Below are 19,069 nucleotides of genomic sequence, written 5' to 3' on the forward strand. Positions count from 1 at the left end.
GGCTCCCAGTAGACGACTGGGTTGATAGGCCGGATATGGAAGCCCTGTGAGGGGTGGAGTTGACCGGTACTAATAGGCCGAGGGCTTGTCCTCAGTTGCTCGCGTCCACTGTGTTGTTCTGAAACAACGACCCCAACCCGTTTGGTCACGGGGTTGGTGCGGTTGACAGTTTCATAGTGTTTCGGTGGTCATAGCGTGAGGGAAACGCCCGGTTACATTCCGAACCCGGAAGCTAAGCCTTACAGCGCCGATGGTACTGCAGGGGGGACCCTGTGGGAGAGTAGGACGCCGCCGAACAATTATTCCGAAAAGACCCCCTCCCGTCCGGGAGGGGGTCTTTTTGCATTTCCCGGAGACAGGGCAGAAGGCTTTCACGCCGGCCCGGCCGAGGGGGGCGGGCGCCGTCAATATGTCGCTAAAACCGCATGATCAGTCCACTGATCAGCGGAAAATCGCCGCTCACGCCGTAGTCTCGAAGGGAAGGGGAACAGGTGTCCGGGGGTGGCCCCGGGGCAGAGCCGGATCAAGAATGGTGCTCATGGGACGAGGCAGGCTGCGCATCTACCTTGGGGCGGCCCCCGGGGTCGGCAAGACGTACGCCATGCTCGCCGAGGCGCACCGGCGACAGCAGCGTGGCACGGACGTCGTGGTGGCGTTCGTGGAGGATCACGGCCGGCGGCTCACCGCGGAGCTCGTCGACGGGCTGGAGGTCGTGCCGCGCCGGCAGCTGGTGCACCGGGAGGCCACGTTCGCCGAGATGGACGTGGACGCCGTCCTCGCCCGCCGCCCGCAGGTGGCGCTGGTGGACGAGCTGCCGCACACCAACATCCCCGGCTGCCGCAACGCCAAGCGCTGGCAGGACGTCGAGGAGCTGCTGGCGGCCGGGATCGACGTGATCTCCACCGTCAACATCCAGCACCTGGAGTCGCTCGGCGACGCCGTCGAGGGCATCACGGGGGTGCGCCAGCGCGAGACCGTGCCGGACGCGGTGGTGCGCCGGGCCGACCAGATCGAGCTGGTCGACATGTCGCCGCAGGCGCTGCGGCGGCGGCTGGCGCACGGCAACGTGTACGCGCCGGAGAAGATAGACGCGGCCCTGGCCAACTACTTCCGCCCGGGCAACCTGACCGCGCTGCGCGAGCTGGCGCTGTTGTGGACCGCCGACCGGGTCGACGAGTACCTGCAGAAGTACCGGGCCGAGCAGGGCATCGAGGGCACCTGGCAGGCCCGGGAGCGGATCGTGGTGGGCCTGACCGGCGGCCCCGAGGGGGCGACGCTGATCCGGCGGGCGGCCCGGATCGCGGCCCGTGTCTCGGGCGGCGAGCTCCTCGCCGTCCACATCTCCCGTTCGGACGGGCTCTCGGGCACCGGCTCCCCGCAGACGCTGATCGAACAGCGGGCCCTGGTGGAGAGCCTCGGCGGCTCCTTCCACGCCGTCCTCGGCGACGACCCGGCCGCCGGGCTGCTGGACTTCGCCCGGGGCGTGAACGCGACCCAGATCGTGCTGGGCACCAGCCGACGGCCGGCCTGGCAGTACCTCTACGGGCCTGGCGTCGGCACCACGGTGACCCGGGAGGCCGGCGACATCGACATCCACATGGTCACCCACGAGCACGCCGGGCACGGACGCGGGCGGGTGCCGGTGCGCCGGATCACCGACCTGGGCCGCCCCCGTACCATCGCGGGCTGGCTGATCGGGATGGCTGGTCCACCGGTGCTGGCGCTGGTGCTGACCGCGATCGGCGGGCTGGGCCTGTCCACCGACATGCTGCTGTTCCTGTCGCTGACGGTGTGCGCGGCGCTGGTCGGCGGGCTGCTGCCGGCGATCGGGTCGGCGCTGGTCGCCTCGTCGGTGCTGAACTACTACTTCACGCCGCCGATCCACACCTTCACGATCAACGAGCCGCAGAACATCATGGCGGTGGCGATATTCACCGTGGTCGGCATCTCGGTCGCCTCCGTGGTCGACCTGGCGGCCCGGCGCACCCACCAGGCGGCCCGCAGCCAGACGGAGGCGCAGACGCTCAGCGCGCTGGCCGGTACCGTGCTGCGCGGCGCGCCGAACGGGGACGGGGTGCTGACCGCGCTGATGGAGCAGGTCCGGGAGACCTTCGGGCAGGAGAGCGCCGCGCTGCTGGAGCGTCCGGAGCCGCTCGGTGCCTGGGTGCCGGTCGCCACCGCCGGGCCGCGCCCGCCGGAGCGGCCGGAGGAGGCCGACGTGGACGTCCCGGTCGGCGACAGCCTGGCGCTGGTGCTGCGCGGCCGGGTGCTGCCGGGGGCGGACCGGCGCCTGCTCGGGGCGTTCGCCGCGCAGGCGGCCGTGGTGCTGGAGCGCCGGCGGCTGGCCCGGGAGGCCGCGGCGGCCCGCCGGGAGGCGGAGGGCAACCGGATCCGCACCGCCCTGCTGGCGGCGGTCTCGCACGACCTGCGCACCCCGCTGGCGGGGATCAAGGCGTCCGTCACCTCGTTGCGGGCGGCCGACGTCGAGTGGGCGCCGGAGGACGAGGCGGAGCTGCTGGCCGGCATCGAGGCCGGGGCCGACCGGCTCGACCACCTGATCAACAACCTGCTGGACATGAGCCGGTTGCAGACCGGTACCGTCACCCCGCTGATCCAGGAGACCGACCTGGACGAGGTGGTGCCGTTCGCCCTCGGCGGGGTGCCGCCCGAGTCCGTGCGCCTCGACGTCCCGGAGACGCTGCCGATGATCCGGGCCGACGGCGGCCTGCTGGAGCGTTCGCTGGCCAACCTGGTCGAGAACGCCGTCAAGTACAGCCCGGACGGCGTCAAGGTGCTGGTCAAGGCCGACGCGCTGCGTCAGCCGGGCGGTTCCGGGCGGGTCGAGCTGCGGATCGTGGACCGCGGCCCGGGCGTGCCCGAGGACGCCAAGGAGCGGATCTTCGCGCCGTTCCAGCGCTACGGGGACGCGCCGCGCGGCGCCGGGGTGGGGCTCGGGCTCGCGGTGGCGCGCGGCTTCGTCGAGGCGATGGACGGTACCGTCACGGCCGAGGACACCCCCGGTGGCGGCCTCACCATGGTCGTCAGCCTGCCCGCCGCCGAACGGCCGCCGGAACCGGGGGAGGCGGCCGGTGACGGGCACGATCCGCTGTCGCGGCTGATCACGTGACAGCCGGTGGCCTGCCGCTCCGGCCTGTCGTTCCTCGCTTCCGCACGTCGTATGTTCAGCAAGTCCCACAGTCCGTAAGTCCGACAGCCCTGAAAGGCGGAGCCCGTAAATGACCCGGGTCCTCGTCGTGGACGACGAACCGCAGATCGTCCGCGCGCTGGTGATCAACCTCAAGGCCCGCAAGTACGAGGTCGACGCGGCCCATGACGGCGCGAGCGCCCTGGAACTGGCCGCCGCCCGCCATCCCGACGTCGTCGTCCTCGACCTGGGCCTGCCCGACATGGACGGCGTCGAGGTGATCCGCGGCCTGCGCGGCTGGACCAGGGTGCCGATCATCGTGCTGTCGGCCCGGCACGCCTCCGACGAGAAGGTCGAGGCCCTGGACGCCGGTGCCGACGACTACGTCACCAAGCCGTTCGGCATGGACGAGCTGCTCGCCCGGATGCGCGCCGCCGTACGCCGCGCCGAGCCGGTCGCGGGCGAGGACGACTCGCTGGTCGTCACCGAGAGCTTCACCGTCGACCTCGCCGCCAAGAAGGTCAACCGGGACGGCACCGACGTCCGCCTCACCCCGACCGAGTGGCACCTGCTGGAAGTGCTGGTCCGCAACGCCGGCCGACTGGTCAGCCAGACCCAGTTGCTCCAGGAGGTGTGGGGCCCCGCCTACCGCACCGAGACCAACTACCTGCGGGTCTACCTCGCCCAACTGCGCCGCAAGCTGGAGCGCGACCCCTCGCACCCGCGCCACTTCATCACCGAACCGGGCATGGGCTACCGCTTCGAGAGCTGACCCCCGGGGCGCCCCCGGTGGCCGTACGGCCTGCCGCCGGGGGCACGGAAACCGGTACCCTTCCGGCATGAGTGGTGACAACAGCAGCGACCAGCCGCAGGGGCGATTCCGCCGCATGCTCAGCCGGCTGACCTCCTCGGCCGAGGAGCTGCAGGCCGAGGAGCTGCGCCAGGAGAGCGCGGCGGAGTCGGGCTGCACGCCGATCGCCGGCTGCGCGGACCGCGAGCTGGTCACCGTCGCGGGCACGCTGCGCACGGTGACGCTCCGCCCGCGGGCCGGGGTGCCGGCTCTGGAGGCCGAACTCTTCGACGGCACCGAGGCGCTGGACGTGGTCTGGCTCGGCCGCCGCTCGATCGCGGGCATAGAGCCGGGCCGCCGGCTCGTCGCCAGCGGCCGGATCAGCCACGCACGCGGGCGCCGCGTGCTGTTCAACCCCCGCTATGAGCTGCGTCCGGTCGGACACGGGAGCGAATGAGCGTGAGCAACCAGCCCGGCGGCGAGTCCGCCGCCCAGCTTGACCTGGCCGCGAACCACCACGCGCCGCCCGGCCCGCACGGACCCGGGGCCGCGGCCGACGCGGCCGTCCGCGAGGCCGTCGTCGCCAAGGAGGCCGCCGACAGCGCGGCCGAGGAGGCCGCCCGCAAGGCCGCCGCCTCCAAGGAAGCGGCCGACACCATTCTGCAGGCCTTCGGCGGCGTGCGCGGCATGATCGACATGACGCTGCCCGGCCTGGTCTTCATCGTCACCTTCAACATCACCCACCAGGTCAGCTCCGCCGCCTGGGCCGCGCTGGGCCTGTGCGCGGTGTTCGTGGTGACCAGGCTGGCCCGGCGGGAGACCGTCCAGCACGCCTTCAGCGGGGTGTTCGGCGTCGCCCTCGGCGCCTGGATCTCGATGAAGAGCGGTCGCGCCGAGGACTTCTACCTGCCCGGCCTGCTGTGGAACGTCGGCTACTGCATCGCTCTGGCGGTCTCCGCCCTGGTGCGCTGGCCGATGATCGGCGTGATGCTCGGCCCGGTCACCGGCGAGATGTTCACCTGGCGCAAGGAGAACCCGGGCCGGTTCGCCGCCTACACCAAGGCGACCTGGGCCTGGGTGGTGATCATGGGCCTCAAGCCGGTGATCCTCTTCCCGCTGTACTTCACCCACAACGTCAACCTGCTCGGCTGGCTCAAGGTCGCCCTCGGCATCCCGCCGATGCTGCTGGCGATGTACGTCACCTGGCAGATCCTGCTCAAGGCGCCGCCGCCGATCAAGGCGCAGTTCGACGACGACGAGGAGCCGGCCCGCTAGCCGGAGCCCCGGCCGGCCGGTCCGAACGCGACGGGCGAGGGCCCGCACCCACCAGGGGTGCGGGCCCTCGCCCGTGTCCGGTCCGCGCCTTCGGCCCTACTGGGCGCCGGAGGACGCCGACAGCAGGTCCTCCAGTTCCTCCTCGCGCTCCTGTGCGGCCACGAAGAGCAGCTCGTCGCCGCCCTCCAGGGTGTCGTCCTTGCCCGGCACCAGCACCCGGCCCTCGCGGATGATCGTCACCAGCGCGGTGTCCTGCGGCCAGGCCACGTCGCCCACCCGGGTGCCGACCAGCTCGGTGTCGGCGGCCAGGGTCAGCTCGACCAGGTTGGCGTTGCCCTGGCTGAAGCGCATCAGCCGGACCAGGTCGCCGACGCTGACCGCCTCCTCGACCAGGGCGGACATCAGACGCGGGGTGGACACGGCCACGTCCACGCCCCAGGACTCGTTGAAGAGCCACTCGTTCTTCGGGTTGTTCACCCGGGCGACCACCCGCGGCACCGCGTACTCGGTCTTGGCGAGCAGCGAGACGACCAGGTTCACCTTGTCGTCGCCGGTCGCAGCGATCACCACGTGGCAGCGCTGCAGGGCCGCCTCGTCCAGCGAGGTGATCTCGCAGGCGTCGGCCAGCAGCCACTCCGCCATGGGTACCCGCTCCACCGAGATGGAGTTGGGGTTCTTGTCTATCAGCAGGACCTCGTGCCCGTTCTCCAGTAGCTCGCCCGCGATCGAGCGACCCACGGCACCAGCCCCGGCAATGGCGACCCGCATCAGTGACCCTCCTCCTTCGGCCCCTGCGCGAACGCGGCCTCGACCGCCGTCAGGTCGCCCCGGCGCAGCATCACGTGCACCAGGTCGCCCTCCTGCACCACCATCTGGGGCGAGGGCAGCACGCCCTCGCCGAGCCGGGTGACGAACGCCACCCGGGCGCCGGAGGACTCCTCCAGCACGCTGATGCGGTGACCGACCCAGCCCGGGGCGTAGGCGACCTCGGCCAGCTGGACGCCGCCGCTCGGGTCCTGCCACAGCGGCTCGGCGCCGCTCGGCAGCAGCCGGCGCAGCATCTGGTCGGCGGTCCACCGGACCGTCGCCACGGTCGGGATGCCCAGGCGCTGGTAGACCTCGGCGCGGCGGGGGTCGTAGATCCGGGCCGCGACGTTCTCCACGCCGAAGTTCTCCCGGGCCACCCGCGCGGCGATGATGTTGGAGTTGTCGCCGCTGGAGACCGCGGCGAACGCGCCGGCCTCCTCGATGCCCGCCTCGCGCAGGGTGTCCTGGTCGAAGCCGACGCCGGTCACCCGGCGCCCGTTGAACCCGGCGCCCAGCCGACGGAACGCGGTCGGGTCCTGGTCGACCACGGCCACCGAGTGGCCCTGTTTCTCCAGGGCTCTGGCGAGGGCCGAGCCCACGCGGCCGCAGCCCATGATGACGATGTGCACCGGCGCTACCTCACCCGTCCCGTAGGGTTCTTGACCTGCGCAAACACCGTTCATCTCCCTTTCCCGCCCGGCTTCCCTGGGCGAGCGTTCTCGTGGGGCGCCGACTCACAACGTGAGTGTTGCCCGCCGACTCGTATCCGACACGCTAGCCGGTCCATAGAACGCAGTCGCGACGAAGGGGGGGACAAACGGCGGAGCCCGGCCCGGGAAGCCCCTACGATTCCTTAACGTGCCTATGCCGACTGACCTACCGAAACGCATCCTGATCGGGCGCGCCCTGCGCAGCGACAAATTGGGCGAAACACTTCTGCCCAAGCGGATCGCGCTGCCCGTCTTCGCCTCGGACGCGCTCTCCTCGGTCGCGTACGCCCCCGAGGAAATCCTGCTGACGCTCTCCGTGGCGGGTGCCTCGGCGATCCACTTCTCCTGGCAGATCGGCGTCGTCGTCGCGATCGTGATGCTCGCGGTGGTCGCCTCCTACCGGCAGAACGTGCACGCCTACCCGAGCGGCGGCGGCGACTACGAGGTCGCGACCGTCAACCACGGGCCCAAGTCGGGGCTCGTCGTCGCCAGCGCCCTGATGGTCGACTACGTGCTCACCGTGGCCGTCTCGACGACCTCGGGCGTCGCCAACGTCGTCTCCGCCGTCCCCGCGCTGCGCGGCCACGAACTGACCCTGTCGGTCATCGTCGTGGTGGTGCTGATGGGCATGAACCTGCGCGGCGTCCGCGAATCCGGCACCGCCTTCGCCGTCCCGACGTACGCCTTCATGATCGGCGTCATCGGCATGGTCGGCTACGGCTTCGTCCGGCACTTCCTGCTCGGCCAGGACATGCCCGCCGAGAGCTCCGGATTCCACCTCGCCGCCACCCCCGGCAACGAATCGCTGGCCGGGTTCGCCATGGTGTTCCTGCTGCTCAAGTCGTTCTCCTCCGGCTGCGCCGCGCTCACCGGCGTGGAGGCCATCTCCAACGGCGTGCCGGCCTTCCGCAAGCCCAAGAGCAAGAACGCCGCCACCACCCTGCTGATGATGGCCAGCATCGCCGTGGTGATGTTCATGGGCATCATCTGGCTGGCCCGCCTCACCGGCGTGCAGATGGCCGAGAACCCGGCCGAGCAGCTCGTCGGCTCCTCGCCCGGCTACCACCAGAAGACCGCGCTCGCCCAGATCAGCGAAGCCGTCTTCAACAACTTCACGCCCGGCTTCTACTTCGTCGCCGCCGTCACCGGCCTGATCCTGGTGCTCGCCGCGAACACCGCCTTCAACGGCTTCCCGGTGCTCGGCTCGATCCTCGCCCAGGACCGCTACCTGCCGCGCCAGCTGCACACCCGCGGCGACCGGCTGGCCTTCTCCAACGGCATCATCCTGCTGGCGATCGCCGCGATCCTGTTCGTCATCGCCTTCGACGCGGACCCCAACCGGCTGATCCAGCTCTACATCGTCGGCGTCTTCGTCTCCTTCAACATGAGCCAGTCCGGCATGATCCGGCACTGGACCCGGCTGCTGCGCACCGAGACCGACCCGGCCAAGCGCCGCCACATGCAGCGCAGCCGGGCGATCAACACCTTCGGCCTGGTGATGACCATGGCCGTGCTGATCGTCGTCCTGGTCACCAAGATCAGCCACGCCTGGATCGCGATCGCCGCGATGGTCGTGCTCTTCGTGATGATGAAGGGCATCCGCCGCCACTACGACCGGGTCTCCGAGGAGCTCATCGCCGCCGAGGAGCCGGACGACGTGGTGCTGCCCACCCGGGTGCACGCCATCGTGCTGGTCTCCAAGCTGCACAAGCCCGCGCTGCGCGCCCTCGCCTACGCCAGGCTCGCCCGCGCCCACACCCTGGAGGCCGTGACCGTCAACGTCGACCCGGCCGACACGGCGGCGCTGCGCCGGGAATGGGACGAGCGCGGCATCGAGGTGCCGCTCAAGGTGCTGGACTCGCCGTTCCGCGAGATCACCGGGCCCGTCCTCGACTACGTGAAGAACCTGCGCCGCAGCAGCCCGCGCGAGGTGGTGTCGGTCTACATCCCCGAGTACGTGGTCGGCCACTGGTACGAGCACCTGCTGCACAACCAGAGCGCGCTGCGGCTCAAGGGGCGGCTGCTGTTCAAGCCCGGGGTGATGGTCACCTCGGTGCCGTGGCAGCTGGAGTCCTCCGAGCGGCGCAAGCCGCAGAAGGCCTGGTCGGCGCCGGGTGCCGTCCGGCGTGGCGAGCCTCGGGCGCCGAAGGCCGTAAAGTCGAAGGTCCCCGTTATGCCAGACGCCACCGCTGACAGCAGCAAGGACTCCGCCCAGTGACCCGCAACACCCCGTCCCGCTCCTCCGGATCCTCGGGCAAGGGCGCCCGCAAGGGCGCCGCCAAGCCCGGCAAGGTCGCCCGGCCGCGCTGGGGCAAGCCCGTGCGCCCGGCCGCCACCGACCGCGACGGCTTCACCGCGCAGACCGCGCCGCTCGCGCCGGGCGAGCCTGCTCCCGCGCGTCCGGCGGAAGCCGACACGGGGAAGCCGAAGGCCGCCCGTACGCAGAAGACCGACGGTGCGCAGAAGGCCGAGCGCACGCAGAAGGCCGAGCGCTCCAAGGACGGAGCGCCGAAGGGCGACCGTGCGCAGGGATCCCGTGCGCAGGCGTCCCGCACGCCGGGGGAGCGGCCGCGCAAGCAGGCGGTGCGGCCGCCGAAGGCGCTGCGCACCGCGCCGCGGGCCGCGCGCCCCGAGACGCCGTCCGGCGATCCGCTGGTCGGCCAGCGCTACGAGGTCGAGGTCGGCCCGGTCGCGCACGGCGGCGGGCACTGCGTGGCCCGGTACGAGGGCCGGGTGCTGTTCGTCCGGCACGCGCTGCCCGGCGAGAAGGTGGTCGCACTGGTCACCGAGGGCACCTCCACCTCCCGGTTCCTGCGGGCCGACGCGGTCGAGATCCTGGAGCCCGCCAAGGAGCGGATCGCGCCGCCGTGCCCGTTCTCCGGGCCCGGCAAGTGCGGCGGCTGCGACTGGCAGCACGTCACCCCGGGCGGGCAGCGCAAGCTCAAGGGGCAGGTGCTGACCGAGCAGCTGGCCAAGCTGGCCGGTCTCACCCCGGCCGAGGCGGGCTGGGACGGCAGCGTCGAGCCGGTCGGCGGCAAGCTGCCGGCCGGGCAGGTGCCGACCTGGCGCACCCGCGTGCAGTACGCCGTGGACCAGGAGACCGGGAAGGTCGGCCTGCGCAAGCACCGCTCGCACGAGGTGCAGCCGGTGGACCGCTGCCTGATCGCCGCCGAGGGCGTCACCGAACTCGGCATCGAGGCCCGCGACTGGCCGGGCATCGCCTCGGTCGAGGTGATCGCCGCGAGCGGATCCTCGGACCGCCAGGTGGTGCTCACCCCGCGCCCCGGCGCCCAGCTGCCGCTGGTCGAGCTGGACAAGCCGGTGTCGATCGCCCGGGTGGACGACCAGGGCGACATCCACCGCGTGCACGGTCGCAGCTTCGTGCGCGAGCGGGCGACCGGGCGGACCTGGCGGGTCAGCAACGGCGGCTTCTGGCAGATCCACCCCGAGGCGCCGGACACCCTGGTCGACGCCGTCCTGGACGGCCTGGACCCGCAGTGGGGCGAGAACGCGCTCGACCTGTACTGCGGCGTCGGCCTGTTCGCGGGCGCGCTGGCCGACCGGGTCGGCGAGGAGGGCGCGGTGCTCGGCATCGAGTCCTCCAAGCAGGCCGTGGCCGACGCCCGGCACAACCTGGCCGCGCTGGACAACGTGCGGATCGAGTGCGACCGCGTCGAGACGCTGCTGCCGCGCACCGGCATCACCGCCACCGACCTGATCGTCCTGGACCCGCCGCGCTCGGGCGCCGGGCGCGAGACCGTCGCGCACCTGGTCGGCCTGGAGGCGCGCCGGATCGCGTACGTCGCCTGCGACCCGGCGGCGCTCGCCCGGGACCTGGCGTTCTTCCGCGAGGGCGGCTACCGGCCGGTCTCGCTGCGGGCCTTCGACCTGTTCCCGATGACGCACCACTTCGAGTGCGTGGCGGTCCTGGAGCCGATCGGGAAGTGACCCGGCGGCCCTCCGGGGTGCCGGCCGGCTTCGACGGGCGCTGATCGCGTTCGAGGCGGTCCGGGGGGGCTCCGGGGACTCCGAGGGCTCCGGGTAGTTCGGCGGAGGAGACGGCAGAGGAGGCGGCACCCGTTCACGCGGGTGCCGCCTCCTCGCCGTTCCGGTGCGGGACGGTCAGGGCCGGTTGTGCTCCTCTTCGTCGGCGCTGTGCGGAAGGTCGATCCCGTGCTGGGCGGCGAGCCGGAGCAGTCCGGCGATCCGGCCCTCGTACGCCTGGACGCCGTCGGCGTCCCCTTCGGCCCGGGCCGCTGCGAGGTCCCGGCGGGCCTGGGTGAGCTGCTCGCGCAGCTCCTGGTCGAACATGGCTGTCATTGCCGGCCTCCAGACCGGTCGGTGCCGCTCCGCGGAACGCTCAGGAGAGTTCAGAGTCCCGGAAGGTGAAGAACTCTTCAAGTCTCGCTCGCCCCGGCGGGGCGGCGTCGGGCGGGGTGGCCGCGGAGGGCCACGGGGGGCTTCGGAGGATCTTCGGAGGGGCTTCGCGGGGGGCCGGCGTCGGGCGGGGTGGCGGGTGCCGGGCCGGGCGGTCGCCGGGGTGGGGGTCAGGGAGTGGTCAGGGGGACGCAATGCGCCGGTAAAGGCCGCTGCCGGCGCCGCCGTTCGGCTCCCGGAGGGGGCTTGACGAGGTGATTCGCGCGGGGCGAAGGTGAGCGGCCGACATGTCATGTGTGCTGTTGCACAGCCACCGCCGGGGCCGCACCCTCCAGCCCGGAGCGGTCGGCCGGGAGGGTGCGGCCCTTGCGTGAGGGGGAGGGTCATGGAGCTGGAACTGCGGCACCTTCGCGTGCTGTGCGCCATCGCCGACACGGGGAGCGTCGGCAGGGCCGCCGTCCTGCTCGGCGCCTCGCAGCCCGCGACCAGTACGCAACTGCGCCGGATCGAACGCCACCTGGGCGCGCCACTGTTCGAGCGCACGGCCGTGGGCGTCGCGCCGACCTGCTTCGGTGTCGAGGTGGTGGCCGCCGCGCGCGACCTCCTCACCCGCGCCGACTGCCTCGGCCGCCGCCCGGCGGCCCCCGGCGAGCCGGCCCGCCAGGAGCTGCGCCTGGCCGCGACCATCTCGCCGATCCTGCCGGGACTGGTCACCAGGGCCCGGCACCAGCGGCCCGACCAGCGCTTCACGGTGACCTCCGTCTACCGCTCGTCGGACATCGTCGACCTGCTGGAGCAGGGTGACGCGGAGGCCGCCGTGGCCGTCGACTACCCGGGTCGGGAACTGCGCCACTCGCCGGCCGTCGCGCACCGCGGCATCGTCACCGAGCCCGCCTTCGTCGCACTCCCGGCGGGCCACCGGCTCCGGCACCGCACCGAGATCGCCCTGGTGGACCTGGCCGAGGAGGACTGGTTCCTCACCCCCGACGACGGGGCCGGCTGGCACGGCGTGTTCTACGGCGCCTGCGCCGCGGCGGGCTTCACCCCGGCGACCGTCCACGAGTTCCTCGGCGGGCGGCTGGAGCTGCAGGAGATGATCTCCGCCGGGCTCGGGATCTCCGTCGTCCAGGCGACCACCAGGCCGCTGGCCGAAGTGGTGGTCAAGCCGCTCGCCGGGACGCCGATCTGGGTCCGCCACCTGCTGGCCTGGCAGGCCGCCGGGGTGAGCGGCGAGGTGGTGGAGACGCTGTTCGGCGCGGCGGCCGCGGCCTACCGGGACCTGATCGCCAGTTCGCCGACCTTCCAGGCGTGGGCGGCGCGGACGTACCGGCCGGTCCGGCCGTAGGGAGGCCGGGTCCGGAGGTGGGGAGGCCGGGTCCGGCCGCGGGGCCGGGGCGGGCGGCCGGTCCCGGTGGGGCGGTGTTATGCCCGCCACAGTCGATGTCATATGACCTGTGACATTGTTCTGACGGGTCGCCCGATGGCAGGATCACGTCGACTTCCCCCAAGCCTCGGCAGTCGTCCAGTCACCTCCCCCACAGGAGAAGGACCCCGCAGTGCGCCTTCGCATACCCCTCCCCACGCTCATGGCCGGCGTCGTCGCCGGCTGTGCCACCGCCGCCACCCTGCTGCCCGTCCCCGCGCTCGCCGCGTCCGGGCCGGCCGCCCAGCCGCCGACCGGCGCCAGGTCGTCCGCCGCCGCCCCGGCGACGGCCGACGCCGCGTCGGCCGTCCCGAAGCCGCTGGGGGCCTTCCTCGCGGCCGATCCCTCCGAGGCCGCCGCCCCCGCCGCCAAGCCGCTGCCGCCGGCGCTGCTGGGCCAGGTCGTGATGGGCCAGCCGGCCGGCACCGTCGTGCAGACCGCGCCCCGCCCGGCCCAGCCGCACGCGCCCGCGGCCAAGCCGGGCAACTCCGCGGCCCAGCCGGGCAGTTCGGCCCGTGCCGTCGCCGGTGCGGCCGGTGCCGCCGCTGGTACGGCCGGTGCCGCCGCGCCGAGCTGCACCCCCGCCGACTTCGGCGGGCGCAGCGGCGCCGACCTGGTCTCCTTCCTCGAAGGCTCGACCACGGACTGCGTGAACACGCTGTTCAACGTCACCGGCACCGACGCGGGCAGGATCTTCAAGGAATCCCAGATGCTCACCGTCGCCAACGCCTACCAGGGCCTGGCGGCGAACTACACCGGGGACAACTCCACCGGCATCCTGCAGCTCGTGCTCTTCCTGCGGGCCGGGTACTACGTCCAGTCCAACAACGCGGACGCGGTCGGCCCCTACGACGCGGCGCTCACCACTGCCTCCAAGGCCGGGCTCGACGCCTTCTTCGCCGGCCGGCACTGGACCGACGTCACCGACAACAACGGCACCGTGCTCAACGAGGTGCTGGTCCTGACCGACAGCGCCAACGTGCAGGGCAGCTACCTGGGCGTCTACAAGCAGGTGCTGACCAGCTACAACAACTCGTACAACGCCTTCCCGAAGATGCTCAAGGCGGTCAACGCCGTGCTGTCCGCGCCGCTGTGGCGGGGCAACTGGAACAGCGACTTCGTCAGCGCGGTCGGCGCCGACCCGAGCATCGGCACCGTCCTGGGCGACTTCGCGCTCAACCACAAGGACCTGCTCGGCACCGCCAACGCCTACCTCGACGTCAACGCGGGCAACGACCTCGGCCGGATGGCCGGCGACGGCCCCGTCGTCGAGGCCGCGGTCAAGGGGAAGGTCAAGGCGGTGCTCGACGGCGCCCAGATCACCGGCGTCACCGGCCCGTTGTACGTCCACACCGCCTACCAGGCCAACGCCTTCGACCCCGGCCAGTGCTCGTACTACGGCACCTGCGACCTGCCGGCGAAGCTGACCGCGGCGGTGCTGCCGAACCAGCTGGTCTGCGACAACCGCACCATCCAGACCGAGTCGCTGTCGCCCGCCGACCTGGCCGCCGTCTGCACCAGCCTGCGCGGCGAGGACACCTTCTTCCACAACCTGGTGAAGGACAACGGCCCGGTCAACCCGTACGACAAGAACATGACCCTCGCGGTCTTCGCCAACCAGGCCGACTACCTGAACTACTCCTGGGCGATCTTCGGGAACTCCACCGACAACGGCGGCCAGACCGTCATGGACCCGACCGACCCGAACAACCGCGCCGTGTGCGTGATGTACCAGAAGTCGTGGAACGACGGCTTCACCGCCAACGTGTGGAACCTCAACCACGAGTACACGCACTACCTCGACGGCATCTACGACATGAAGGGCAACTTCTCCACCGAGATCTCCGTGCCCGACATCTGGTGGATCGAGGGCGTCGCCGAGTACGAGTCCTACGCCTACCGCGGCACCACCGACACCCAGGCGATGGCCGAGGCCGCCAAGCACACCTACAAGCTCAGCACCGTCTTCCAGAACACGTACGGCAACTCGGACTCGGTGCGCACCTACCCGTGGGGCTACCTCGCCGTCCGGTACATGTTCGAGAAGCACCCGGCCGACGTCTACGCCATGCTCGGCCACTTCCGCACCGGTGACTACCAGGGCGGCTACGCGGTCTACAACGGCATCGGCACCGGCTACGACGCCGACTTCGACGCCTGGCTCGACGGCTGCGCCGGCGGCGCCTGCTACGCGGCCGGCCCGACCGCGCTGTTCGCCCAGGCCGTCAACGGCGCCACCGTCACGCTGACCGACAAGTCCGTCCAGACCGGCCCCGGCCAGATCACCGCCTGGCACTGGACCTTCGGCGACGGGACCTCCTCCGACCAGCGGAACCCGAGCCACGGCTACGCCGCCGCGGGCACGTACACCGTCGCCCTGACCGTCACCGACGCCACCGGCAGGACCGCCAGCACCCCGGCCTCGGTCACCGTCACCACCGGCACCGGCGGCGGCACCACCCTGCCGACCTGCACCGACCCGCGCACCGACGCGCTCGGCCAGAACTGCTCCCGGTCCAACCTCACCGCCACCGCCGGCAACCTCGACTACCTGTACGTCTACCTGCCGGCCGGCGTCAGCACCCTGAAGATCAGCACCTCCGGCGGCACCGGCACCGCGTACCTGTACTACAACGCGGACACCTGGGCCTCGCCGAACGCCTTCACCGCCTCCTCCACCAACGCCGGCAGCACGCAGAGCATCACCGTCACCAACCCGACGGCCGGCTACCGCTACATCAGCCTCTACGCCAACACCGACTTCAGCGGGGTGACGGTCAGCACCCAGTTCTGATCCGGTCCCGCGTCCGCTCCCGGGCGGCCAGGCCCGCGGCACCCTGCCGCGGGCCTGGCCGCCCGGCGTCCGTGGGGGCGTCCGCCCGGTGTGCGCGCGCCCGGCGTGCGTGCGCCCTTGTTGTGCTAGCACTTCAGCGCTAGCTTGAGATTCATGGGTAAGAAACAGCTGAACGTCCGGGTGGACGCCACGACCGCGGAGATGGCCCGGGAACGGGCGGAGCAGCAGGGGATCAGCATGAACCAGTACATCGAGCGCCTGGTCCAGCAGGACATGGGCGAGGCGGGGCGGGCCTTCGTCGACGCCGCCGCCCAGTTCATGAAGGAGTACGAGACGGCCTTCCTGGCCGAGTTCGCGGAGCCGGGCGACCTGAAGGACGTGCGCCGTTGAAGCTGGAGGTCGACCTCTCGTGGCTGCTCATGACCGCCGAGCAGTACACGCCCGGTGACCCGCAGGTCACCGACTACGGGTCGTTGCTCGCGGCCGTCGCCCGGCACCAGGCCGAGATCTTCGACATCGACGTCTACCCCGAACCGCAGGACCGCGCCGCCGCCCTGATGCACCAGCTGATCCGGGTGCCGGCCCTGGAGAAGACCAACGAGCTCTACGCCACCGCCGTCGCCTATGCCTACCTCGTCGCCAGCGGCTGCACCGTCGCCACCACCGCCCGCGAGGTGCGCAGCCTCGCCCGGGCCATCCGGGAGGGGCGGCTCGGCGTGTCCGGGGTCGCCGAACGGCTGGCGGGGTGGGTCGTCGACGAGGCCGAGGGGGAGGGCGTCAGCGGGGCGGAGGACGAGGACGACGACTGACCGGGCGGGCCCATGCCCGGTCGCGTCGTCCTCGTCATCCGTTCAGCAGGGCTCTGGTCGGTGCGCCCGGCGGGTCAGTCGCCGGGCCGCTCCGGGGCCGGCTCGGCGATCAGGGCCGTCGCGAACGGACGGAAGCCCGCCCGGCGGTAGATCCGGGCGACCTCCTCGTCGGCGGCGGACAGGAACACCGTCCGCACGCCGTTCGCCCGCGCGTGCGCGACCAGGGCCGCGGTGACCGCCAGGCCCAGCCCGCGCCGCCGCGCGGCCGGCAGCGTCCCGACCCCGGCCACCTCGGTGACCGCGCCCACCGGATTGTGCTGGCCCGCGCACAGCGCGGAACCGTCCTCCAGCGCGGCGGCCAGCACGGTGGCGCCGTCGGTGATCCGCCGTGCGATCCGCTCCACCGCGCCCTCCGCCACCAACCGCCCTGCGGCCTCGGCCAGTTCGGCCGCACCCACGGCGCCCACGCCGGTGCCGGGCTCGGCGAACGCCAGGTGCGGAACGGCGACCGCCGACGCCAGCTCCGGTGCGTCCGCGCCCAGCACCTCCACCCGCACCTCCTCCGGCAGCTCGGGCGCCGGGGCCGGCTCGTCCTGCGGGCCCAGCACCAGCAGCGGGTGCTCGTGCACCGCGAGCCCGGCCGCCTCCACCGCGGCCCGCAGCTCCGGACTCCGCTCGGCCACCCACTCGAAGGCCTCCGGCTCGCCCAGCTCCCGCTGGCGGGCCAGCACCCGCAGGACGTCCTCGGCGGTGGTGGCGGGGCCGTCGTGGTCGAGCGTGGGGCGGGCGTAGTAGGGCCAGCCCGCGCTCTCGCGGACGAACAGGGTCAGCGGGCCGAAGTCCTCGGCCCGTGCGGCGCTGCGCGGCACCGCGTCGTAGTAGCGCTCGATCGCGTCGAGGAGGGAAGGGTCGGGAGCATGATCAACAGAAGTCACGGCGTGCATCCAAGCAGGGGCGCCGGCGGCCCGCCACCGCTTTGTTCCCGGGCTTCGCGCCGGGGGCGCCAGGGGCGGTGACGGGCGGCGCGGCGCGGGCGCGGGCGCCTGATTGTTGCTGAACGCTTACCGGCTCGCAGTGATCTTGTGCGTATACCGCGTGGCATGCTGATGCCTTGACAGCTCTGCCGAAGGGGGACGGCGGACGTCCGCACTCGGCTCGGCAAGGGGGGAAGACAGGCCCATGAGGCTCTGCTTTCTGGTGGAGGAGCACTACCGGCACGACGGCATGCCGCTCGACGTGGCACGCCAGCTCACCGCGTGGGGGCACCGGGTGGACGTGCTGCGCCCCGGGGACTCGCTGATGGCGATCTCCGAGGCGATCCGGGCCGGCAGCCACGACGCCTGGGTGCTCAAGACCGTCTCCGGCGGGCCCGGACTCACCCTGCTGGACGCCGCCGCCGCCGTCGGCCTCACCACCGTCAACGACGTCCGCTCCATCCGTGGCGTCCGCGACAAGGCGCTCGCCTCCGTCATCGCCAGCACCCGCGGCCTGCCCGTCCCCGTCACCTACGCCACCGCCCGCTGGGAACGGCTCGCCGAGATCCCGGCCGCCGAGTACCCGCTCGTCGTCAAGCCCGCCGACGGCAGCTCCGGACGTGCCGTCCGGCTCGTGCCCAGCCCCGACCACCTCCTCGACCTCGGCGCCGAACTCGCCGACGAGGGGCTGTTGATCGCCCAGCCCTACGTGCCCAACTCCGGCACCGACCTCAAGGTGTACTGCGTCGACGGCGAGCTCTTCGCGACGGAACGTTCCTCCCCGCTCCACCCCGGGCAGGGCGTGCGCGAACGGCAGGTCCCGTTGCCCGGGGAGGTCGCGCGGATCGCGGCGCAGGTCGGTGAGGTGTTCGGGCTCGACCTGTACGGCGTCGACGTGCTGCTCGGGCCGGACGGGCCGGTGGTCGTCGACATCAACGACTTCCCGAGCTTCCGCCAGGTGCCGGACGCGGTCGCCAGGGTCGCCCGGGCGGTGCTGCGGCTCGCGCGCAGCGGGACGGCCGTGTCGGCGCCCGCGCCCGCACTGGTGTCGGCGGGTGGTGGCGCGGGGTACGGGCAACTGGGCTTCGGTCGTGGAGAGTTCGGCGGAGCCGGCTTGGGTGGGGCCGGCCTTGACGGGGCCGGCCTGGGCGGGGCGATATGAGGATCGGCCTGATCACCGCCGACCCCGGACACCCGGTGCTCGCGGCGACCGCCGCCCTGCTGGCGGACCGGCACGAGGTGACGATCGTCGACCCTGTCGGCCCGGCGGGGCCGGCGCTCGCCGACGTCTATCTGCTCAAGGCCCACACCCGTCGACCCCTTTCACTCGCACGAGAGTTGGAGCGGCGCGGGGCGCCTGTCATCAACTCGGCCGCGGCCACCGAACTCTGTCAGGACCGGGTGCGGATGGCCGAACTCGCGCGCGCGGCCGACCTGCCCTTCGCGGCCACCCGCGACGCCGGGCGGATCGCCGAACTCGCCGATCCCGACTACCCGTTCGTCGTCAAGAGCCGGCACAGTCGGCGCCACGACCTGGTCGCCCGGGTCGACGGCCCGGCCCGGTTGCGCGAACTCGTCGCGCGTTGGCCCGACGAGCCCGTCGTCACCCAGTCGTTCGTCCCGGGGACCGGCTGGGACCAGAAGCTGTGGGTGATCGACCGGCAGGTGTTCGCCGCCCGGCGGCGGTCCGAACTCGCCGACGGCCAGGGGGAATCGGGGCAGGGGCAGGACTGGGAGCCGCCTGCCGAACGGGCTGCGCTGGCTCTGCGCGTCGGCGAGGTGTTCGGGCTCGACGTCTACGGCGTCGACCTGCTCGACGGGCCCGCCGAACCCGTCATCGTCGACGTCAACGCCTTCCCCGGCATCCGTGGACGGCTGGGCGCGCCGGAGGCGCTCGCCGCCCTCGCCCTGCGCGTCGCGGCGGAGCGCGGGCGCGGGCACGTCGCGCAGGGGCGGGGCCGGTAG

General features: G+C 72.4%; 16 protein-coding genes and 2 rRNA genes. 14 read left to right on the forward strand and 4 right to left on the reverse strand.

Annotated features, from left to right (window positions below; genetic code table 11):
* The 6 genes from ACIP37_RS06805 to ACIP37_RS06830 all read left to right on the forward strand — a co-directional run.
* A 23S ribosomal RNA gene (locus tag ACIP37_RS06805) occupies positions 1-93 on the forward strand; the annotation flags it as partial.
* Between the two features lie 87 nt (positions 94-180).
* Positions 181-297 (forward strand): 5S ribosomal RNA (rrf, locus tag ACIP37_RS06810).
* A 241-nt stretch (positions 298-538) separates the two neighbouring features.
* Positions 539-3,127, forward strand: a complete 2,589-nt coding sequence (locus tag ACIP37_RS06815; protein ID WP_363588363.1) for a sensor histidine kinase KdpD — start codon at positions 539-541, stop codon at positions 3,125-3,127.
* A gap of 109 nt (positions 3,128-3,236) precedes the next feature.
* Positions 3,237-3,917: a response regulator gene (locus ACIP37_RS06820; RefSeq protein WP_033351413.1), complete on the forward strand. Its 681-nt coding sequence runs from the start codon at positions 3,237-3,239 to the stop codon at positions 3,915-3,917.
* A 67-nt stretch (positions 3,918-3,984) separates the two neighbouring features.
* Positions 3,985-4,392, forward strand: a complete 408-nt coding sequence (locus ACIP37_RS06825) for an OB-fold nucleic acid binding domain-containing protein (RefSeq protein ID WP_063347599.1) — start codon at positions 3,985-3,987, stop codon at positions 4,390-4,392.
* Between the two features lie 2 nt (positions 4,393-4,394).
* Positions 4,395-5,210 carry a DUF3159 domain-containing protein gene (locus tag ACIP37_RS06830; RefSeq protein ID WP_363588361.1) on the forward strand — a complete coding sequence of 272 codons (816 nt, stop codon included), beginning with the start codon at positions 4,395-4,397 and terminating at the stop codon, positions 5,208-5,210.
* Positions 5,211-5,306: 96 nt separating this feature from the next.
* On the opposite strand, the gene ACIP37_RS06835 is transcribed toward ACIP37_RS06830, so the two are convergent.
* Entirely contained in the window at positions 5,307-5,978 is a 672-nt protein-coding gene (locus ACIP37_RS06835) for a TrkA family potassium uptake protein (protein WP_063347598.1), read from the reverse strand.
* The gene (locus tag ACIP37_RS06840) at positions 5,978-6,646 is read right to left on the reverse strand and encodes a TrkA family potassium uptake protein (protein ID WP_363369779.1); all 669 of its coding nucleotides are present in this window, start codon (positions 6,644-6,646) and stop codon (positions 5,978-5,980) included. Before ACIP37_RS06840 ends, ACIP37_RS06835 begins: the two co-directional genes overlap by 1 nt.
* Positions 6,647-6,875: 229 nt before the next feature.
* Between ACIP37_RS06840 and ACIP37_RS06845 the strand changes: the two genes are divergently transcribed.
* Together ACIP37_RS06845 and ACIP37_RS06850 are read left to right on the forward strand one after the other, a co-directional pair.
* Complete coding sequence (locus ACIP37_RS06845) at positions 6,876-8,945, forward strand: APC family permease (protein ID WP_363588359.1); 2,070 nt, start codon at positions 6,876-6,878, stop codon at positions 8,943-8,945.
* 383 nt (positions 8,946-9,328) lie between these two features.
* Positions 9,329-10,675: a class I SAM-dependent RNA methyltransferase gene (locus tag ACIP37_RS06850; RefSeq protein WP_363629276.1), complete on the forward strand. Its 1,347-nt coding sequence runs from the start codon at positions 9,329-9,331 to the stop codon at positions 10,673-10,675.
* 174 nt (positions 10,676-10,849) lie between these two features.
* Here ACIP37_RS06850 and ACIP37_RS06855 read toward each other — a convergent pair whose 3' ends face one another.
* Positions 10,850-11,047 (reverse strand): hypothetical protein, encoded by a 198-nt coding sequence (locus ACIP37_RS06855; RefSeq protein WP_363588357.1) that lies wholly within the window; start codon positions 11,045-11,047, stop codon positions 10,850-10,852.
* A gap of 442 nt (positions 11,048-11,489) precedes the next feature.
* Here ACIP37_RS06855 and ACIP37_RS06860 point away from each other — a divergent pair, with 442 nt between their 5' ends.
* From ACIP37_RS06860 to ACIP37_RS06875, 4 genes are all read left to right on the forward strand, one after another.
* Positions 11,490-12,449 carry a LysR substrate-binding domain-containing protein gene (locus tag ACIP37_RS06860; protein ID WP_400843496.1) on the forward strand — a complete coding sequence of 320 codons (960 nt, stop codon included), beginning with the start codon at positions 11,490-11,492 and terminating at the stop codon, positions 12,447-12,449.
* 211 nt (positions 12,450-12,660) lie between these two features.
* Positions 12,661-15,321 (forward strand): collagenase, encoded by a 2,661-nt coding sequence (locus ACIP37_RS06865; protein ID WP_363629163.1) that lies wholly within the window; start codon positions 12,661-12,663, stop codon positions 15,319-15,321.
* 153 nt (positions 15,322-15,474) lie between these two features.
* The gene (locus ACIP37_RS06870; RefSeq protein ID WP_063347592.1) at positions 15,475-15,711 is read left to right on the forward strand and encodes a toxin-antitoxin system HicB family antitoxin; all 237 of its coding nucleotides are present in this window, start codon (positions 15,475-15,477) and stop codon (positions 15,709-15,711) included.
* A complete protein-coding gene (locus ACIP37_RS06875) occupies positions 15,708-16,130 on the forward strand; it encodes a fic family toxin-antitoxin system, toxin component (RefSeq protein ID WP_350886206.1) in 423 nt (140 codons plus the stop codon). Before ACIP37_RS06870 ends, ACIP37_RS06875 begins: the two co-directional genes overlap by 4 nt.
* A gap of 74 nt (positions 16,131-16,204) precedes the next feature.
* On the opposite strand, the gene ACIP37_RS06880 is transcribed toward ACIP37_RS06875, so the two are convergent.
* Positions 16,205-17,074 carry a GNAT family N-acetyltransferase gene (locus ACIP37_RS06880; protein WP_400805315.1) on the reverse strand — a complete coding sequence of 290 codons (870 nt, stop codon included), beginning with the start codon at positions 17,072-17,074 and terminating at the stop codon, positions 16,205-16,207.
* Between the two features lie 235 nt (positions 17,075-17,309).
* Between ACIP37_RS06880 and ACIP37_RS06885 the strand changes: the two genes are divergently transcribed.
* On the forward strand, positions 17,310-18,266 hold the full coding sequence (locus ACIP37_RS06885; protein WP_363629165.1) for an ATP-grasp domain-containing protein: 957 nt from the start codon (positions 17,310-17,312) through the stop codon (positions 18,264-18,266).
* A complete protein-coding gene (locus tag ACIP37_RS06890; RefSeq protein WP_400843499.1) occupies positions 18,263-19,069 on the forward strand; it encodes a RimK family alpha-L-glutamate ligase in 807 nt (268 codons plus the stop codon). The genes ACIP37_RS06885 and ACIP37_RS06890 overlap by 4 nt, the downstream gene beginning before the upstream one ends.

Source organism: Kitasatospora sp. NPDC088861 (genome assembly GCF_044750105.1).
GTDB lineage: Bacteria > Actinomycetota > Actinomycetes > Streptomycetales > Streptomycetaceae > Kitasatospora.

What these genes read in the sequence shown, in the direction of transcription:
- ACIP37_RS06815 (WP_363588363.1), top strand. Translation starts at nt 539, where the DNA reads ATGGGACGAGGCAGGCTGCGCATCTACCTTGGGGCGGCCCCCGGGGTC.
- ACIP37_RS06825 (WP_063347599.1), top strand. Translation starts at nt 3,985, where the DNA reads ATGAGTGGTGACAACAGCAGCGACCAGCCGCAGGGGCGATTCCGCCGC.
- ACIP37_RS06890 (WP_400843499.1), top strand. Translation starts at nt 18,263, where the DNA reads ATGAGGATCGGCCTGATCACCGCCGACCCCGGACACCCGGTGCTCGCG.
- ACIP37_RS06880 (WP_400805315.1), bottom strand. Translation starts at nt 17,074, where the DNA reads ATGCACGCCGTGACTTCTGTTGATCATGCTCCCGACCCTTCCCTCCTC.
- ACIP37_RS06870 (WP_063347592.1), top strand. Translation starts at nt 15,475, where the DNA reads ATGGGTAAGAAACAGCTGAACGTCCGGGTGGACGCCACGACCGCGGAG.
- ACIP37_RS06885 (WP_363629165.1), top strand. Translation starts at nt 17,310, where the DNA reads ATGAGGCTCTGCTTTCTGGTGGAGGAGCACTACCGGCACGACGGCATG.
- ACIP37_RS06855 (WP_363588357.1), bottom strand. Translation starts at nt 11,047, where the DNA reads ATGACAGCCATGTTCGACCAGGAGCTGCGCGAGCAGCTCACCCAGGCC.
- ACIP37_RS06835 (WP_063347598.1), bottom strand. Translation starts at nt 5,978, where the DNA reads ATGCGGGTCGCCATTGCCGGGGCTGGTGCCGTGGGTCGCTCGATCGCG.
- ACIP37_RS06860 (WP_400843496.1), top strand. Translation starts at nt 11,490, where the DNA reads ATGGAGCTGGAACTGCGGCACCTTCGCGTGCTGTGCGCCATCGCCGAC.
- ACIP37_RS06820 (WP_033351413.1), top strand. Translation starts at nt 3,237, where the DNA reads ATGACCCGGGTCCTCGTCGTGGACGACGAACCGCAGATCGTCCGCGCG.